Annotated in this window: 12 protein-coding genes; 7 read left to right on the forward strand and 5 right to left on the reverse strand. The window is 69.2% G+C overall.

What is annotated here, in order from left to right:
- Nucleotides 1–10: 10 nt before the first annotated feature.
- The 4 genes from J2847_RS22660 to J2847_RS22675 all read right to left on the reverse strand — a co-directional run bounded on the left by J2847_RS22660 (nt 11) and on the right by J2847_RS22675 (nt 4,671).
- Nucleotides 11–2,320, reverse strand: coding sequence for a xanthine dehydrogenase family protein molybdopterin-binding subunit (locus J2847_RS22660; RefSeq protein WP_209781090.1), 2,310 nt, complete (start codon nt 2,318–2,320; stop codon nt 11–13).
- Entirely contained in the window at nt 2,317–3,309 is a 993-nt protein-coding gene (locus J2847_RS22665) for an FAD binding domain-containing protein (protein WP_209781091.1), read from the reverse strand. The genes J2847_RS22660 and J2847_RS22665 overlap by 4 nt, the downstream gene beginning before the upstream one ends.
- A complete protein-coding gene (locus J2847_RS22670; RefSeq protein WP_209781092.1) occupies nt 3,306–3,842 on the reverse strand; it encodes a 2Fe-2S iron-sulfur cluster-binding protein in 537 nt (178 codons plus the stop codon). Before J2847_RS22670 ends, J2847_RS22665 begins: the two co-directional genes overlap by 4 nt.
- 130 nt (nt 3,843–3,972) lie before the next feature.
- Complete coding sequence (locus J2847_RS22675; RefSeq protein ID WP_209781093.1) at nt 3,973–4,671, reverse strand: pirin family protein; 699 nt, start codon at nt 4,669–4,671, stop codon at nt 3,973–3,975.
- 151 nt (nt 4,672–4,822) lie between these two features.
- Between J2847_RS22675 and J2847_RS22680 the strand changes: the two genes are divergently transcribed.
- Nucleotides 4,823–5,752 carry a LysR family transcriptional regulator gene (locus tag J2847_RS22680; RefSeq protein WP_209781094.1) on the forward strand — a complete coding sequence of 310 codons (930 nt, stop codon included), beginning with the start codon at nt 4,823–4,825 and terminating at the stop codon, nt 5,750–5,752.
- Between the two features lie 23 nt (nt 5,753–5,775).
- Here J2847_RS22680 and J2847_RS22685 read toward each other — a convergent pair whose 3' ends face one another.
- Nucleotides 5,776–6,663 carry an AraC family transcriptional regulator gene (locus J2847_RS22685; protein ID WP_209781095.1) on the reverse strand — a complete coding sequence of 296 codons (888 nt, stop codon included), beginning with the start codon at nt 6,661–6,663 and terminating at the stop codon, nt 5,776–5,778.
- A gap of 161 nt (nt 6,664–6,824) precedes the next feature.
- On the opposite strand from J2847_RS22685, the gene J2847_RS22690 reads away from it, so the two are divergent.
- The 6 genes from J2847_RS22690 (at nt 6,825) to J2847_RS22715 (ending at nt 13,794) form a co-directional block, all read left to right on the forward strand.
- Nucleotides 6,825–7,580, forward strand: coding sequence for an SDR family oxidoreductase (locus J2847_RS22690; protein ID WP_209781096.1), 756 nt, complete (start codon nt 6,825–6,827; stop codon nt 7,578–7,580).
- Between the two features lie 228 nt (nt 7,581–7,808).
- Nucleotides 7,809–8,918: an ABC transporter substrate-binding protein gene (locus J2847_RS22695; RefSeq protein WP_209781097.1), complete on the forward strand. Its 1,110-nt coding sequence runs from the start codon at nt 7,809–7,811 to the stop codon at nt 8,916–8,918.
- Between the two features lie 279 nt (nt 8,919–9,197).
- On the forward strand, nt 9,198–10,445 hold the full coding sequence (tyrS, locus tag J2847_RS22700; protein WP_209781098.1) for a tyrosine--tRNA ligase: 1,248 nt from the start codon (nt 9,198–9,200) through the stop codon (nt 10,443–10,445).
- A 658-nt stretch (nt 10,446–11,103) separates the two neighbouring features.
- The gene (locus tag J2847_RS22705; RefSeq protein WP_085558120.1) at nt 11,104–12,045 is read left to right on the forward strand and encodes a replication protein RepA; all 942 of its coding nucleotides are present in this window, start codon (nt 11,104–11,106) and stop codon (nt 12,043–12,045) included.
- Nucleotides 12,046–12,595: 550 nt separating this feature from the next.
- A complete protein-coding gene (locus J2847_RS22710) occupies nt 12,596–13,225 on the forward strand; it encodes a ParA family protein (RefSeq protein WP_085558121.1) in 630 nt (209 codons plus the stop codon).
- On the forward strand, nt 13,222–13,794 hold the full coding sequence (locus J2847_RS22715; protein ID WP_209781099.1) for a hypothetical protein: 573 nt from the start codon (nt 13,222–13,224) through the stop codon (nt 13,792–13,794). Before J2847_RS22710 ends, J2847_RS22715 begins: the two co-directional genes overlap by 4 nt.
- The last annotated feature ends 50 nt before the right edge of the window (nt 13,795–13,844 follow it).

A 13,844-nucleotide genomic window follows, 5' to 3' on the forward strand; every position in this document is an offset into this window, starting at 1 on the left:
GGCATCCGCGTCACAGCAGTTTGTCGAGGGTGATCGGCAGTTCGCGGACGCGGATGCCGGTCGCGTTGTGGACGGCGTTGGCCACGGCGGCGCCGACGCCGGTGATGCCGATCTCGCCGATGCCATGCAGCCCCAGCGGGCTGTGCGGATCCGGGATGTCGTTCCAGATCACGTCGATCTCCGGAACGTCGAGATGGACCGGCACATGATAGTCGGCGAGCGACGGATTCATGATGCGGCCGGTCCGCTCGTCGAACAGCGTCTCCTCGGTGAGCGCCAGCCCGAGCCCCATGATGATGCCGCCGCGGAACTGGCTGGCCGCCGTCTTGGGATTGAGGATCCGGCCGGTGTTGAAGGAGCCGACCCAGCGCGTCACCCGCGTCTCGCCGGTCACGGCGTTGACCCGCAGCTCGCAGAACTGCGCTCCGTAGGAATGCATCGAATAGGCCTGCGTCTCGGCCGGCGGCGGGGCCGCCGCCTCGGCCACCAGTTCGTCTTGACCGGCGCGCCGCAGGATCGAGGCGTAGCTCTCGCAACGCCGCGGGTCGTCGCGGTAACAGAGCCCGCCGTCACGGGCCTCCACCTCGGCGGGTTTCAGGCCGGCCAGCGGCGAATCGTTGCCGGCCAGCCGGAGCAGCTGTTCGACCAGCACCGCCTGGGCCGCGGCGACGGCGGCGGCGATCGAGGCGCTCTGCGACGAGCCGCCGGCCAGCGTCCCGCGCGGCAGCGCGCTGTCGCCATACTCGAAGGTGACGCGCTCGACCGGCAGGCCGAGCCGCTCGGCCGCCTGCTGCGCCTGGACGGTCGCCGTCCCCATCCCCATCTCGTGCGCCGCCATCTGGACGACGGCGTGGCCGTCCGCCCTCAGGCGGATGCGCGCCTCGCCGCCCGGCATCCGGTAATAGGGGTAGGTGGCGGTCGCCACCCCCTGCCCGATCAGCCAGTCGCCGTCGCGCCGCGCGCGCGGGGTCGGGTTGCGCCGGTCCCAGCCGAAGCGTTCGGCGCCGCGCCGGTAGGCCTCCACCAGATGCCGCGACGAGAAGGCGAGGCCGGAGGTCGGGTCCCGCTCCGGTTCCAGCCGGCGGCGCAGCTCGACCGGGTCGAGCCCCATCGTCTCCGCCAGCTCGTCGATCGCCGATTCCAGCGCGAAGGTTCCGATCGATTCACCCGGTGCCCGCATGAAGGTGTTGGCGACCATGTCCAACTCGACCGCCGACTGGGTGATCAGGAAGGAGTCGGCGGCGTAGAGGTGGCGGGCCGGAAAGCTGAACTGCTCCGGGCACTGGTTGTGGCTGGTGATGCCGGTGACGCCCGAGTGGATCAGCCCGGCGAGCGTGCCGTCCGCCTTGGCGCCGAGCGCGACGCGCTGTTCGGTCAAGGTCCGGCCGCCGGTGGCGCGGAACACGCCCTCGCGCGACAGCGCCAGGCGGACCGGACGGTTCACCATCCGGGCCGCCGCCGCGGCGAGGACATGGTGGTTCCACACCGCCTTGTTGCCGAAGCCGCCGCCGACAAAGGGCGACAGGACACGGACCTGCTCCTCGGCGATGCCGAACACCGCCGCCATCGTTGAACGGGTCAGATGCACCATCTGGGTCGCGTCGTGGATGGTGAGCGAGTCCCCCTCCCAGGCGACGGTGACGGCGTGCGGCTCGATGGCGCAATGGTTGTGGCGCGGCGTGCGGTAGATCCGGTCGACGCGGAAGGCCGCCCCGGCGACAGCCGCCTCGGCGTCGCCGACCTTGATGGTCGTCGGCTCGCCCAGGATGTCGCCCGGCGGCGCGGCGTGCGGCTTGGCCGCGTCGAAGGAGAGGGCCGCCGCCTCGGCTTCGTAATCGATGCGGATCAGCGAGGCGGCGTGCTCCGCCTGTTCCTGCGTCGCCGCCACCACCAGGGCGACCGGCTCGCCGTTCCAGCGGATCGTCGCGTCCTGCATCACCGGCAGGCTGCTGGCCGCCGCGCCGCGCGGGTCGGCCATCATCAGCGGGGGCGGCGAGAGTCGCGGCGCGTTGCGGTGGGTCATCACCAGCAGGACGCCGGGCGCCGCCTCGGCCGCGGCGGTGTCCAGCACGGCGATGCGGCCGCGCGCGACGGCGCTGTAGCGCAACGCCGCGTACACGAGGCCGTCGAGCGGCACCTCGGCGGCGAAGCGCGCCTTGCCGGCCACCTTGAGCGGGCCGTCGACCCGCGACAGCGGCGTGCCGATCACGCGGCGCGCGTCGATCAGGGGATCGGGCGGCGCTTCGGACGGCAAGGCTCCGGGCAGCGCCTCGGGCACCAGACGGCGGACCGCGTCGATGGCATCGCGAATGAGGCTCATGACCGCTCTCCCCGGACCAAGCCCGCGAGGGTGGCGACGATGGTCCGTTTGGCCAGTTCGATCTTGAAGGCGTTGCCGGGCAGCCCGACGGCGTCCATCAGTTCGGCCTCGGCCGCCGCGCGGAAGCTGGCTTCGGTCGCCGGAGCGCCGTGCAGGGCGGCTTCGGCCTTCGCCGCCCGCCAGGGCTTGTGCGCCACGCCGCCCAGCGCCAGCCGGACGGTGCCGACCGTGCCGTCGGCGGCGACGTCGAGCGCCGCCGCGACCGAGACGAGCGCGAAGGCGTAGCTGGACCGGTCGCGCACCTTGCGGTAGGTCGAGCGCGCGGCGGCGGACAGCGGCGGCAGTTCCACCGCCGTGATCAGCTCGTCGGCGGCCAGCGCGGTCTCGATGTCGGGCCGGTCGCCCGGCAGGCGGTGGAAATCGATGAAGCGCAGGGTCCGCCCGCCCGTCGGGCCCTCGACATGGACGACGGCGTCGAGGGCCGCCAGCGCCACGCACAGGTCGGACGGGTGGGTGGCGACGCAGGCCGGCGACGCGCCGAGAATGGCGTGCATGCGGTTGAAGCCGCCGACCGCGTCGCAGCCGGCGCCGGGGACACGCTTGTTGCAGCGCGCCGCGTCGTCGTAGAAGTAGCAGCAGCGCGTGCGCTGCATGATGTTCCCGCCGACCGTCGCCATGTTGCGGATCTGAGCGGAGGCGCCGGCCAGAATGGCGCGGGCCAGCATTGGAAAGCGTTTGCGCACAGCGGGGTCGGCGGCGACGGCGGTGTTCCGCGCGGCCGCCCCGATCAGGATGCCGCCATCCGCCAGCACCTCGATCCGCCGGGACAGGCCGGTGACGTCGACCAGCGAGTCCGGGGTTTCGATCGTCTCGCGCATCAGGTCGACGAGGTTGGTCCCGCCGCCGAGGAACTTGGTGTTCGGACGCGCGCCGGCAAGACGGACCGCCTCCGCCGGGTCGGCGGCGCGGGCGTAGTCGAACGGGTTCATCGCGCGTCCTCCTTCACCGGAGCGGCTTGCGCCGGGGCGGGTGCCATGGCCGCCTGGATCGCCTCGATGATGCCGTTGTGGGCGCCGCAGCGGCACAGGTTGCCGCTCATCCGCTCGCGCAGTTCGTCGTGGGTCAGATCGACGGAGTCTCCGTCCAGATCTGCGGTGACGGCGCTCGGCACGCCGCGCCCGGCCTCCGCCATCATGCCGACCGCCGAGCAGATCTGGCCGGGGGTGCAGTAGCCGCACTGGAAGCCGTCATGCTCGATGAAGGCCCGCTGCAACGGATGGAGCGCCACCTCTTCGCCCAGCCCCTCGATCGTGGTGATCGGCCGCTCCTGGTACTGCACGGCCAGCGCGAGGCAGGCGTTGATCCGCTCGCCCTCGACCAGGACGGTGCAGGCGCCGCAGGCGCCCTGGTTGCACCCCTTCTTGGTTCCGGTGAGGTGGAGATGGTCGCGCAGCAGATCGAGCAGCGAGGTGCGCGCGTCCAGCGCCCGCTCGACCGATTGCCCATTGATGATGAAACGCATCCGCCGGTGCTCCCTGGCCACGGGCACCGGCCGGACGACCACACCGCCCCACGGCACCCCGCCGCCTGAACAGGAGACCGGGTGCCGGAGTTCCCTCACGGGACGGAGGGTGCCCGGAGGACGGAGGGCGTCAGGCGGCGTCCACCAGGACCAGCTCGCTGTCCTCGATCGCCGTCACCGTGAAGCGCTCGACATCCGAGATCGCCGCGCCGTCGCGGGCGTTCACCCGCACCCCGTCGACCTCGACCGCCCCGGTGGCGGGCACGAGGTAGGCGCGGCGATCCGAGCCCAGCGCATACTCCGCCGTCTCGCCCGCCTTCAGCGTCGCCCCCACCACGCGGGCGTCGGTGCGGATCGGCAGCGCGTCGCCGTCGTCGGCGTAGCCCGAGGCCAGCGTCACGAAGCGCCCGCCGCGCTCGCCCTTGGGGAAGGGCTTGGAGCCCCAGCCCGGCTTCTCGCCGGTCCGCGTCGGCAGGATCCAGATCTGGAAGATGCGGGTGGTCACGTCCTCCCGGTTGTATTCCGAATGGGCGATGCCGGTGCCGGCCGACATCACCTGCACGTCGCCCGCCTCGGTGCGGCCCTTGTTGCCGAGATTGTCCTCGTGGGTGATGGCCCCTTCGCGGACATAGGTGATGATCTCCATGTCGCGGTGGGGGTGCGGCGGGAAGCCGGTGTGGGGCGCGATGGTGTCGTCGTTCCAGACCCGCAGGTTGCCCCAGCCCATCCGCTTGGGATCGTAGTAGTTGGCGAAGGAGAAATGGTGCTTGGCGTCCAGCCAGCCATGGTTCTCACCGCCGAGCCGGGCGAAGGGACGAAGCTCGATCATGGTCGGTCTCCTTGGGAATGCCGGGGGCCATCGGTTGGGCACGGCCGGCTTGTTTCGTTGGAGAGACTGTATCGGTTGCCGCCGTTCAGGTTCAGCCGCATAAAACACGACAAGATGTTCGATGAAGTTGAACGATGAGCGGAGTTGAGCGATGAGCACCCCCGGTACCCCCAGCCTCGACCAGCTCCGCATCTTCCTCGCGGTCGTCGACGCCGGCAGCTTCGCCGGCGCCGGACGGCGGCTGAACCGCGCCGTCTCCGTCATCAGCTACGGCATCGCCAACCTGGAGGCCCAGCTCGGCCTGCCGCTGTTCGAGCGCGAGGGGTCGCGCAAGCCGACCCTGACCACCGCCGGGCGCGCCCTGCTCGCCGAGGCGCGCGCCATCGCGCAGGGGATCGACGGCCTGCGGGCCAAGGTCAAGGGCCTGCTCGACGGGCTGGAGGCGGAGGTCGATCTCGCCGTCGACGTGATGCTGCCGGCCGGCCGGCTGGGGCGGGTGCTGCGGGCCTTCGCGCGGGAATACCCGACGGTCTCGCTCCGCCTGCACGCCGAAGCGCTGGGGGCCGTGACGGCGCTGGTGCTCGACCGCCGGGCGGTCGTCGGCCTCTCCGGCCCGCTCGCCGCCGGGGTGCAGGGGCTGGACTGCATGGCCGCCGGCTCGGTGCCGATGGTCCCGGTCGCGGCGCCCGACCATCCGCTGGGGCGCATGGAGCGCATCCCGCCCGGCGCCGGCCGCGACCATGTCCAGCTCGTCCTCACCGACCGGTCGCGCTTCACGGAGGGGCAGGACTATTCGGTGATGAGCGCCCGCACCTGGAGGCTCGCAGACCTGGGCGCCAAGCACGCCCTGCTGCGCGAGGGGATCGGCTGGGGCAACATGCCGCTGCCGATGATCGAACCGGATCTCGTGGCCGGCACGCTGGTGCGGCTCGCCATGCCCGACCATCCCGGCGGCACCTACCGCTTCGCCGGGATCTGGCGGCGCGACGCCCCGCCCGGTCCGGCCGCCTCCTGGCTGCTCGACCAGTTCGTCCGGCTGGGGGCGGAGGACCGCGAGGAGGCGGGCTTCACCGACCTCTGACGGGGCCACTCTCCGGAAACCCGTCAGGCGGCCAGACCGCCTTCCTTCGCCGCCCTGACGTCGCGCACCGGCGGCCGGCCGAACAGCCGCCCATACTCCCTGGTGAATTGCGGCACGCTCTCGTAGCCCACCTCGAAGGCGGCGTGGCTGGCAGGGCGGCCTTCCGCCAGCATCAGCCGGCGCGCCTCGATCAGCCGGAGCTGCTTCTGGAATTGCAGGGGGGACAGCGTCGTCACCGCCCGGAAATGCTTGTGGAAGGAGGACGGGCTCATGCCGGCCAGCGCCGCGAGCCGGTCGACCCGCAGGGGCCTGGCGAAATCGCTCCGCAGAAGGGCGACGGCGCGGGCGATGCGCTGGCCCTGCTCCCCGTGCCAGCCCAGCCGCCGGATCGTCGGACCATGGCGGCCCGCCAGCAGCCAGTAATGCAGTTCGCGCACCAGCGGCTTGCCCAGCACGGGGAGCGCATCCGGCAGGTCGAGCAGGCGCATCAGCCGCAGCGCGGCGTCCGCGACCTCGGCTTCGGTCGGATCGACGCGCACGGGCGCGGCGTCGGTTCCGGGCTGCGGCGTCATCGCGCCGCACAGTTCGGCGATGACGGCCGGATCGAGGTCGAGCACCAGCGAGTAATAGGGGGCCGCCGGGCTCGCCCGCGTGATCTGGCTGACCGTCGGCACGTCCGCCGCGACGAGCAGGGACTCCCCCGCCGCGAAGTCGAAACCGCGGACGCCCATCGTCACGCGCTTGGCTCCCTGCACCACCAGCGCCACCAGCGGGCGCGAAATCGCGTAGACCAGATCGGTCGGGCCGAGCGCCCGGATCGTCGTGAGCCCCGCGATGGCGGTGCGGGCGATCCCGTCCCGGTCGGCGTGGGCATCGGCATGGCGGCGAACCGCATCGAGCAAGCTGGTCATGCGGCGATCATAGGCATTCCGCACGCTCCTGCGAAGACGATCCGGAGGATCGGGCAAGAAGCGCGGAGCATCCGGCAACACACGCGGGCACGCCTGACCGATAACGGACCGGCCACCGCGTGGCTTCCCACCGAGTGGCTTCGCCAGGAAGGAGCACGTCCATGACCAAGATCACCCTCGTTACCGGTTCCAGCCGCGGCCTGGGCCGCAACACCGCCCTTGCCATCGCCCGTCGCGGCGGCGATGTCGTCGTCACCTACCGCAGTCGCGCCGACGAGGCCGAGGCGGTCGTTTCCGAGATTCTGGACATGGGCCGCCGGGCCGTCGCCCTCCAGCTCGACACCGGCGCCATGGCCGGATTCGCGTCCTTCTCCAGCCGGCTGCGTGCCGCGCTCGACGAGACCTGGCAACGCCCGACCTTCGACCATCTCGTCAACAACGCCGGCCACGGCGACATGGCGCCGATCGGCGGGACGACCGAGGCGCAGTTCGACCGGCTGGTCGACGTCCATTTCAAGGGCGTCTTCTTCCTGACCCAGACGCTGCTGCCCCTGCTCGCCGACGGCGGGCGCATCGTGAACCTCTCCTCCGGCTTGACGCGGGTCTCCTATCCGGGCTTCGCGGCCTACGCGGCGGTGAAGGGCGCCGTCGAGATCCTGAGCCTCTACCTCGCCAAGGAGCTGGGGCCGCGCGGCATCGCCGTGAACACGGTGGCGCCCGGCGCGATCGAGACCGACTTTCTCGGCGGCGCGGTGCGCGACACGCCGGACCTCAACGCGGTCTTCGCAGACATGACCGCGCTGGGCCGCGTCGGCGTGCCCGACGACATCGGGCCGATGATCGCCAGCCTGCTGGGCGAGGACAACCGCTGGATCAACGCACAGCGCATCGAGGTGTCGGGCGGTCAGGCCATCTGACGCGCCATTCCGATCATCGCGCGTCGTTCCGCCGCATCGTCTCCCCGGCGGGCCGGCAGCGCGTGATCCGGCCGGCCGGCGGGCGGGCGGGCGGCGCGGCGGGACCGGCCGGAGGGCCGCCGAAACCCATGATCGCCCTTTCAAATACCTGCCGCTTCGGTCAGAAATGGACCACGCCACGGCCCGGAGGACAAGGGCCCGGCACATAATATCTTGGGAGAATCAACCATGCGTCTCACCGCCATTTCCTTCGTCAGCGCGACCGCGCTGCTGGCCGGCCTCGGCACGGCGCAGGCGGACATCGTCATCGGCCTTGGCACGGCGACCACCGGTCCGGTGGCGGCGCTGGGTGAACAGTCGGTGTACGGCGCCAGGCAGGCGATCGCCGACATCAACGCCAAGGGCGGCGTGCTGGGCCAGAAGCTGGTTCTGAAGGTGGGCGACGACGCCTGCGATCCGCGCCAGGCGGTCGCCGTCGCCAACCAGTTCGTGCGCGACAAGGTCGCGGCGGTGGTCGGCCATCTCTGCTCGGGCTCCAGCATCCCGGCGGCGGACGTCTATCAGGAAGAGGGCATCGTGATGGTCAGCCCGACCGCCACCAACCCCCTGCTGACCGCCAAGGGCCATCCGAACATCTTCCGCGTCTGCGGCCGTGACGACCAGCAGGGCGTGGTGGCCGGCAACTATCTGGCCCAGGCCTTCAAGGGCAAGAACATCGCGGTCCTCGACGACAAGCAGGCCTACGGCAAGGGGCTGGCCGACGTCGTGGCCCAGACGCTGGAAAAGGCGGGCGGCACGATCGCCTACCGCGGATCGGTCACCGCCGGCGAGCGCGACTTCTCCGCCCTCATCACCAGCCTGAAGGGCAAGGCGGTCGATGCGGTCTATTACGGCGGCTACCACCCCGAGCTGGGCCTGATCGTGCGCCAGGCGCAGGAGCAGGGGCTGAGGCCGCAGTTCATCGCCGGCGACGGCCTGAACAATCAGGAATACTGGGCGATCACCGGTGCCGCCGGCGAGGGCACGCTCTACACCGACAGCGCGTCGGCCGCCAGCGATCCCAGGGCGAAGGAGCTGATCGCCTCCTTCAAGGCCGCCGGCCTGCCCGAACCGGGCAACTTCGCCTTCTACAGCTACGCGGCGGTCCAGACCATCGCCCAGGGCCTGCAAAAGGCCGGCAGCGTCGACGGCGGCAAGCTGGCGGCGGCCCTGCACGCCGGCAGCTACGACACGGTGGTTGGCCCGGTGGAGTTCGACAAGAAGGGCGACATCACCAAGCCGAACTACGTCATGTATGTCTGGAGCAACGGCCGGCCGGAGATGGTGGCCCAGAAGTAACCGCGACAGGGCGGAGCGGCTACCGGCCGCTCCGCCGCCACGACCGGGCCGGCGCGGCGGCGCGCCACGAAAGAGTGGATCTTTTCCACGGCCCGGTGTAGGAGACCGCCATGACCGACCGCATCGCCCTCACCGTTCCGGCTTATTATCCGCCGCTCGCATAGCGCGGCGTCGATCGGTCATACCCGAAACCATGCCGCCGCATTCCGGCGGCCATGGTTCTCACGAGAAAAGAGACAGTCTCCGGAAGGCTCGGTCCAACCGTCGAGACTATCCGCCATGAGCACCCGTTCCAACGCCGCCGACTTTCTTCATATCCTGCGCGAGCGCGGTTTTCTTCATCAATGCAGCGACCCGGCCGCCGACCTGTCCGGGCTGGCCGGCGCCGCGCCCGGCGGGGTGCTGACCGCCTATGTCGGCTTCGATGCCACGGCGGGCAGCCTGCATGTCGGGCATCTGTTGTCGATCATGGCTCTGCGCTGGCTCCAGAAAACCGGCAACCGCCCCATCGTTCTGATCGGCGGCGGCACCACCAAGATCGGCGATCCCAGCTTCCGCGACACCAGCCGGCCGATGCTGGACGACGACCGGATATCCTTGAACGCCGCCGGGCTGCGCCGCGTGTTCGGCCAGTACCTGACCTTCGGCGAGGGAACGGTCGAGGCCCGCATGGTGGACAACGCCGACTGGCTGGACGGCCTGGATTACGTGCCGTTCCTGCGCGACATCGGCCGGCACTTCACCATCAACCGCATGCTGAGCTTCGACTCCGTCAAGCAGCGCATGGAGCGCGAGCAGCCGCTGACCTTTCTGGAGTTCAACTACATGATTCTCCAGGCCTACGATTTCCTGGAGCTGGCACGGCGCCACGGCTGCCTGTTGCAGATGGGCGGGTCGGACCAGTGGGGCAACATCATCAACGGGGTCGAGCTCGCCCGCCGGGTCGAGCGGCGCGAGCTGTTCGGCCTGACCACGCCGCTGCTGACCACCGCGTCGGGCGTCAAGATGGGCAAGACGGCGGGCGGGGCGGTGTGGCTGAACGCGGATGCACGCTCGCCCTTCGATTTCTGGCAGTTCTGGCGCAACACGGAGGACGCCGACGTCGGACGCTTCCTGCGGCTGTTCACCGAACTGCCGCTCGACGAGATCGGTCGGCTGGAGAGACTTCAGGGCGCCGAGATCAACGAGGCGAAGATCGTGCTGGCGACCGCGGCGACCCGGCTGTGCCACGGCGCCGGCGAGGCGGAGCGCGCCGCCGCGTCCGCCCGCTCCCCCTTCGCGCCAAGCGGCGACGGGTTGCCGCGGCTGGTTCTGCGTCGGGCCGCCTACCCCGCCGGCGTTCCGCTGGTCGAGGCACTGGTTGCCGCCGGCCTGTGCGATTCCAAAGGCGCGGCCCGGCGCCTGATCCGCGAGGGCGGGGCACGGCTGGACGGCGAGACGGTCACGGACGAGACACTGGTCGTCGCGGCGGACGGCGTCCTGTCGGCCGGACGCAAACGGCATGTGAGCTTGGCCTTGGAACCGTAAAACCCGCCGCCGGCCCGTGGGTCGGCGGCCCGCCCCCTCCTGGCAGTTCGTGGATGGCCCAAGGCACGCCATCACCTCGAAGGGGCCCCCCTTTCGTCCCTTCGCCGGCGATTCCAGCCCTTCGCGACGCCTCGCCAACCATTGCCGATGGGCCGAGCGCATCGAGCGGCGAGCTGCGGATCCAGAAGGCCGATGGCGTGGCATCTTGCGATGATGGAAGCGCCGCCGTGGCATCTTGCGATGCCTGATCACCCGCCGTGGCATCTTGCGATGACCATCCCGGATGCCCCGTGTCAGGCCGCCGCCAGGAAAGAGCCTGCATGAAGCTGCCAGTACGCAAACCCGACCCAAACCCGACCCGGACGCCGTGGCATCTTGCGATATCAGCCTCAAGCGATTCGGGTCGATTCGGTTGTGGCATCTTGCGATAGCGACCGACTCTCCCGAGTCATCCACAGACGCCGTTTGGCATCCTGTGATTTTCCCCTGGCATCCTGCGATGAACGACTCGGCGCGACTCGGTTTTTCCCCTGGCATCCTGCGATGAATCAAATAAAGACTCTCAAAACAGGGAACTACTAGCCCCATCGCAAGATGCCAAATTGCTTTTCTCCGCGTCACTCCCGATGATGTCGGTCAGTTTGCGCTGGGAGAACTCATGGGCACGATCCATCAACTTGTTCGTGAGCACGGCAGGGAAGCAGCGCGGGAGCTGGTTCCCGAGGAGGATCGCCGGCTGGTTGATCTTGCCGCCGAGATTCTGGCGAATCCAAGTTCGGCGTTCAACATCACCTATTCGGGATTCTGCCTGACCGCCCTGCCGCACAAGGCCCTCGGCGACAGCGCCAAATGGGAACGGCAAGGACACAACGTCTCCCTGCTGATCGAACCCGGTTCGCTTCCCGACGGGCGGGGAGGATTCAAGCAGTTCGGCGTGCCCTACGGCAGCCGCGCGCGGCTGATCATGCTCTACCTGCAAACCCGTGCCATCCAGACGGGCTGTCCGGAGGTCGAACTCGGCGGCTCAATGCGCGACTGGATGAGCCGCATGGGCGTGCCGATCGGTGGCAGCAGCTACAAGGTCGTGCGTGATCAGGCTGATCGCATCTCAGCATGCCACCTGACCTTCAGCTGGCATGGACCGGACGCCGGTCGCGGCGCCAAGTTCTCGAAGGAATCCATCGTCGACGGCGGCATCCAGCTTTACGAGGACGACGACGCGCAACCACGTCTCTGGGTCGATACGGTCCGGCTCAGCGCGAGCTTCTTCAAGGCTTTGCGCGAACACCCCGTGCCGATCTGGGAACCGGCACTGAAATCGATCTCCAGCCGGTCAATGGCCATCGACCTCTATGTGTGGCTGTCCTATCGGCTTCACAGCCTCAGCAAGCCGATGCCGATCACCTGGAGCGCGCTTTACGCCCAGTTCGGTGCCGGCTACAAGAACCTGTTCCAATTCAAGCCGCGCCTGATCGAATCCCTCAAATTCGTGCTGGCGGTCTATCCGGACGCGAAAGTCACTCTTGAAGGCGACGGTGTCGTGCTGCACCACTCGCCATCTCCCGTTCCGGAAAAAGCACCACGTGGTATCTTGCGATAGCGGCCGTCCGTGGCATCTGGCGATGGGTGGGTGGTGAGACTGGTGTCACCCGGTTCCTGCCCCTTCGCCACCGTCACGACGAGGATGATGACAGGGCCGACAGCGTTGGCCGCCTCCCCTCCATCTTGACCCTGGACCGAAGACAGAGCTGACCGGAGTCAGGTCAGCGGCAGCCCGCCCGTCTTCGAGCGGGTTTTCCCGAAGCGCACGCTGGGCGCCTGATCCACGACCAGCCGAGCGGATAAAACCGGCGGACGGCGGCCTCCCGGCATCCACGCCGCCTGAAGTCAGCGCGACGCCTTCCGTTCGCATGACGTGCCTCCAGTTCAACCTTCTCCGGACACCGTTTCCGCTTTCCAACAGCGGATATCCTTGTCCAGGTTTAACCGGAGGTCGCTGGCCGCCAAGAAAGCGCCGCCATCTCAACTCCAGGCAACAGGCGAATTGCCCTGTTGCCGAGCCTTCGCTAAGGTGGCGGCGCGATTTTCGGCGCGGCAGCGGTTCGTTAACCGGTTAACGCTTTGCTCGGCGCGCTTGACCGGAGATTTGAATGAAGCAGCTTTTGGTGCTCGGCCCGAAGGGCGGTGCCGGCAAAACAACCACAGCCCGGAACATGGCGGTCGCCGCCGTCCTCAGCGGTCTGCGCGTGGCCGTCCTCGACGCTGACCGTCAACGGACATTGAGCAAATGGCTGGAGCGCCGCCCGGACACGCTGCCGTCGATCCAGAGCTTCGAGGTGCCGTTGCGGGACATCGACAGCGCTCCGGAAGCGATGGACGACATCGATTTGTTGATCATCGATACGCCGGCTTCGGTGGAGGACCACCCGATGGCGCTCAAGGCGCTGATCGAAGCCGCGGATCTGATCCTGCTGCCGACCGGCGTCCGCGGGGAGGAAATGGACTCCCTGAAGGACACCTTGAAGGCTGTGCGTGCGTTCGCCCGTCCGATGGCCGTTCTGTTGAACGGTGTGAAGCCGAAGCAGGTTGAAACCGGAGCCGCGCATCGGGGACTCTCCGTTGGCGTCACGGTCGCCCCCGCCCTGATCCCCGATCTGGCGGAGGTCCACCGGACCTATGACGTCGGGATCGGCGTGGTGGAATTGCGCGGTGCCAAAACCGCCGAGCTCTGGTGGGAAAACTGGCGCTTCGTCGCCGATGTTCTGGGGGTGGCGCGGTGAAACTCGACGGAAAGGTCAAGCTGCCCCGCCCCGCTCCCGACCGTTACGCCGGTCTGTTTGCGGACGATGAGAACGGGCGGCGGCAGGAGGTGATCGCCTACCATTCGCGTTCCCACACCGTCGAACGGATCAAGGCGCTGTGGGAGCGGGCCCGCGACGACTTTCTCGCGATCGGCCGCTGGCTGGTGGTGGCGAAGGCCAGAATGGAGCATGGCGAGTTCGAGGCGATGGTCAGGGCGGAACTGCCGTTCAGTCCGTCGCGTGCACGACAACTGCGCACCGTGGCCGAGTTTGTCGACAGCGGCCGCATCCCGTTGGAGCGGCTGCCCCCGGCCGATTCGGTCATCTATGAAATCGCCACGTTGTCGGAAGACGAACTGGCCGCGGCGGAGCCCGACATCCGGCCCACGCTGACTCGCATCGAAGCAAAAGCCTTCAAGAAGCGAGTCCAGGGGGCCGGAGCCCCACCGGCTTCCGACCGGCCGGCACTGATCAAGCGGATCGCACGGCTCAGGCAGGAGTTGGCCGAGGCCGAGGCGATGCTGGCGGCGCTGGACCGGAATGGCTGATACCAGGGCCAAGCGTCAAAACTTTTCAGCCCTGGCATGAGACGGCAACC

The sequence above is a fragment of the Azospirillum agricola genome, assembly GCF_017876095.1.
Classification (GTDB): domain Bacteria; phylum Pseudomonadota; class Alphaproteobacteria; order Azospirillales; family Azospirillaceae; genus Azospirillum; species Azospirillum agricola.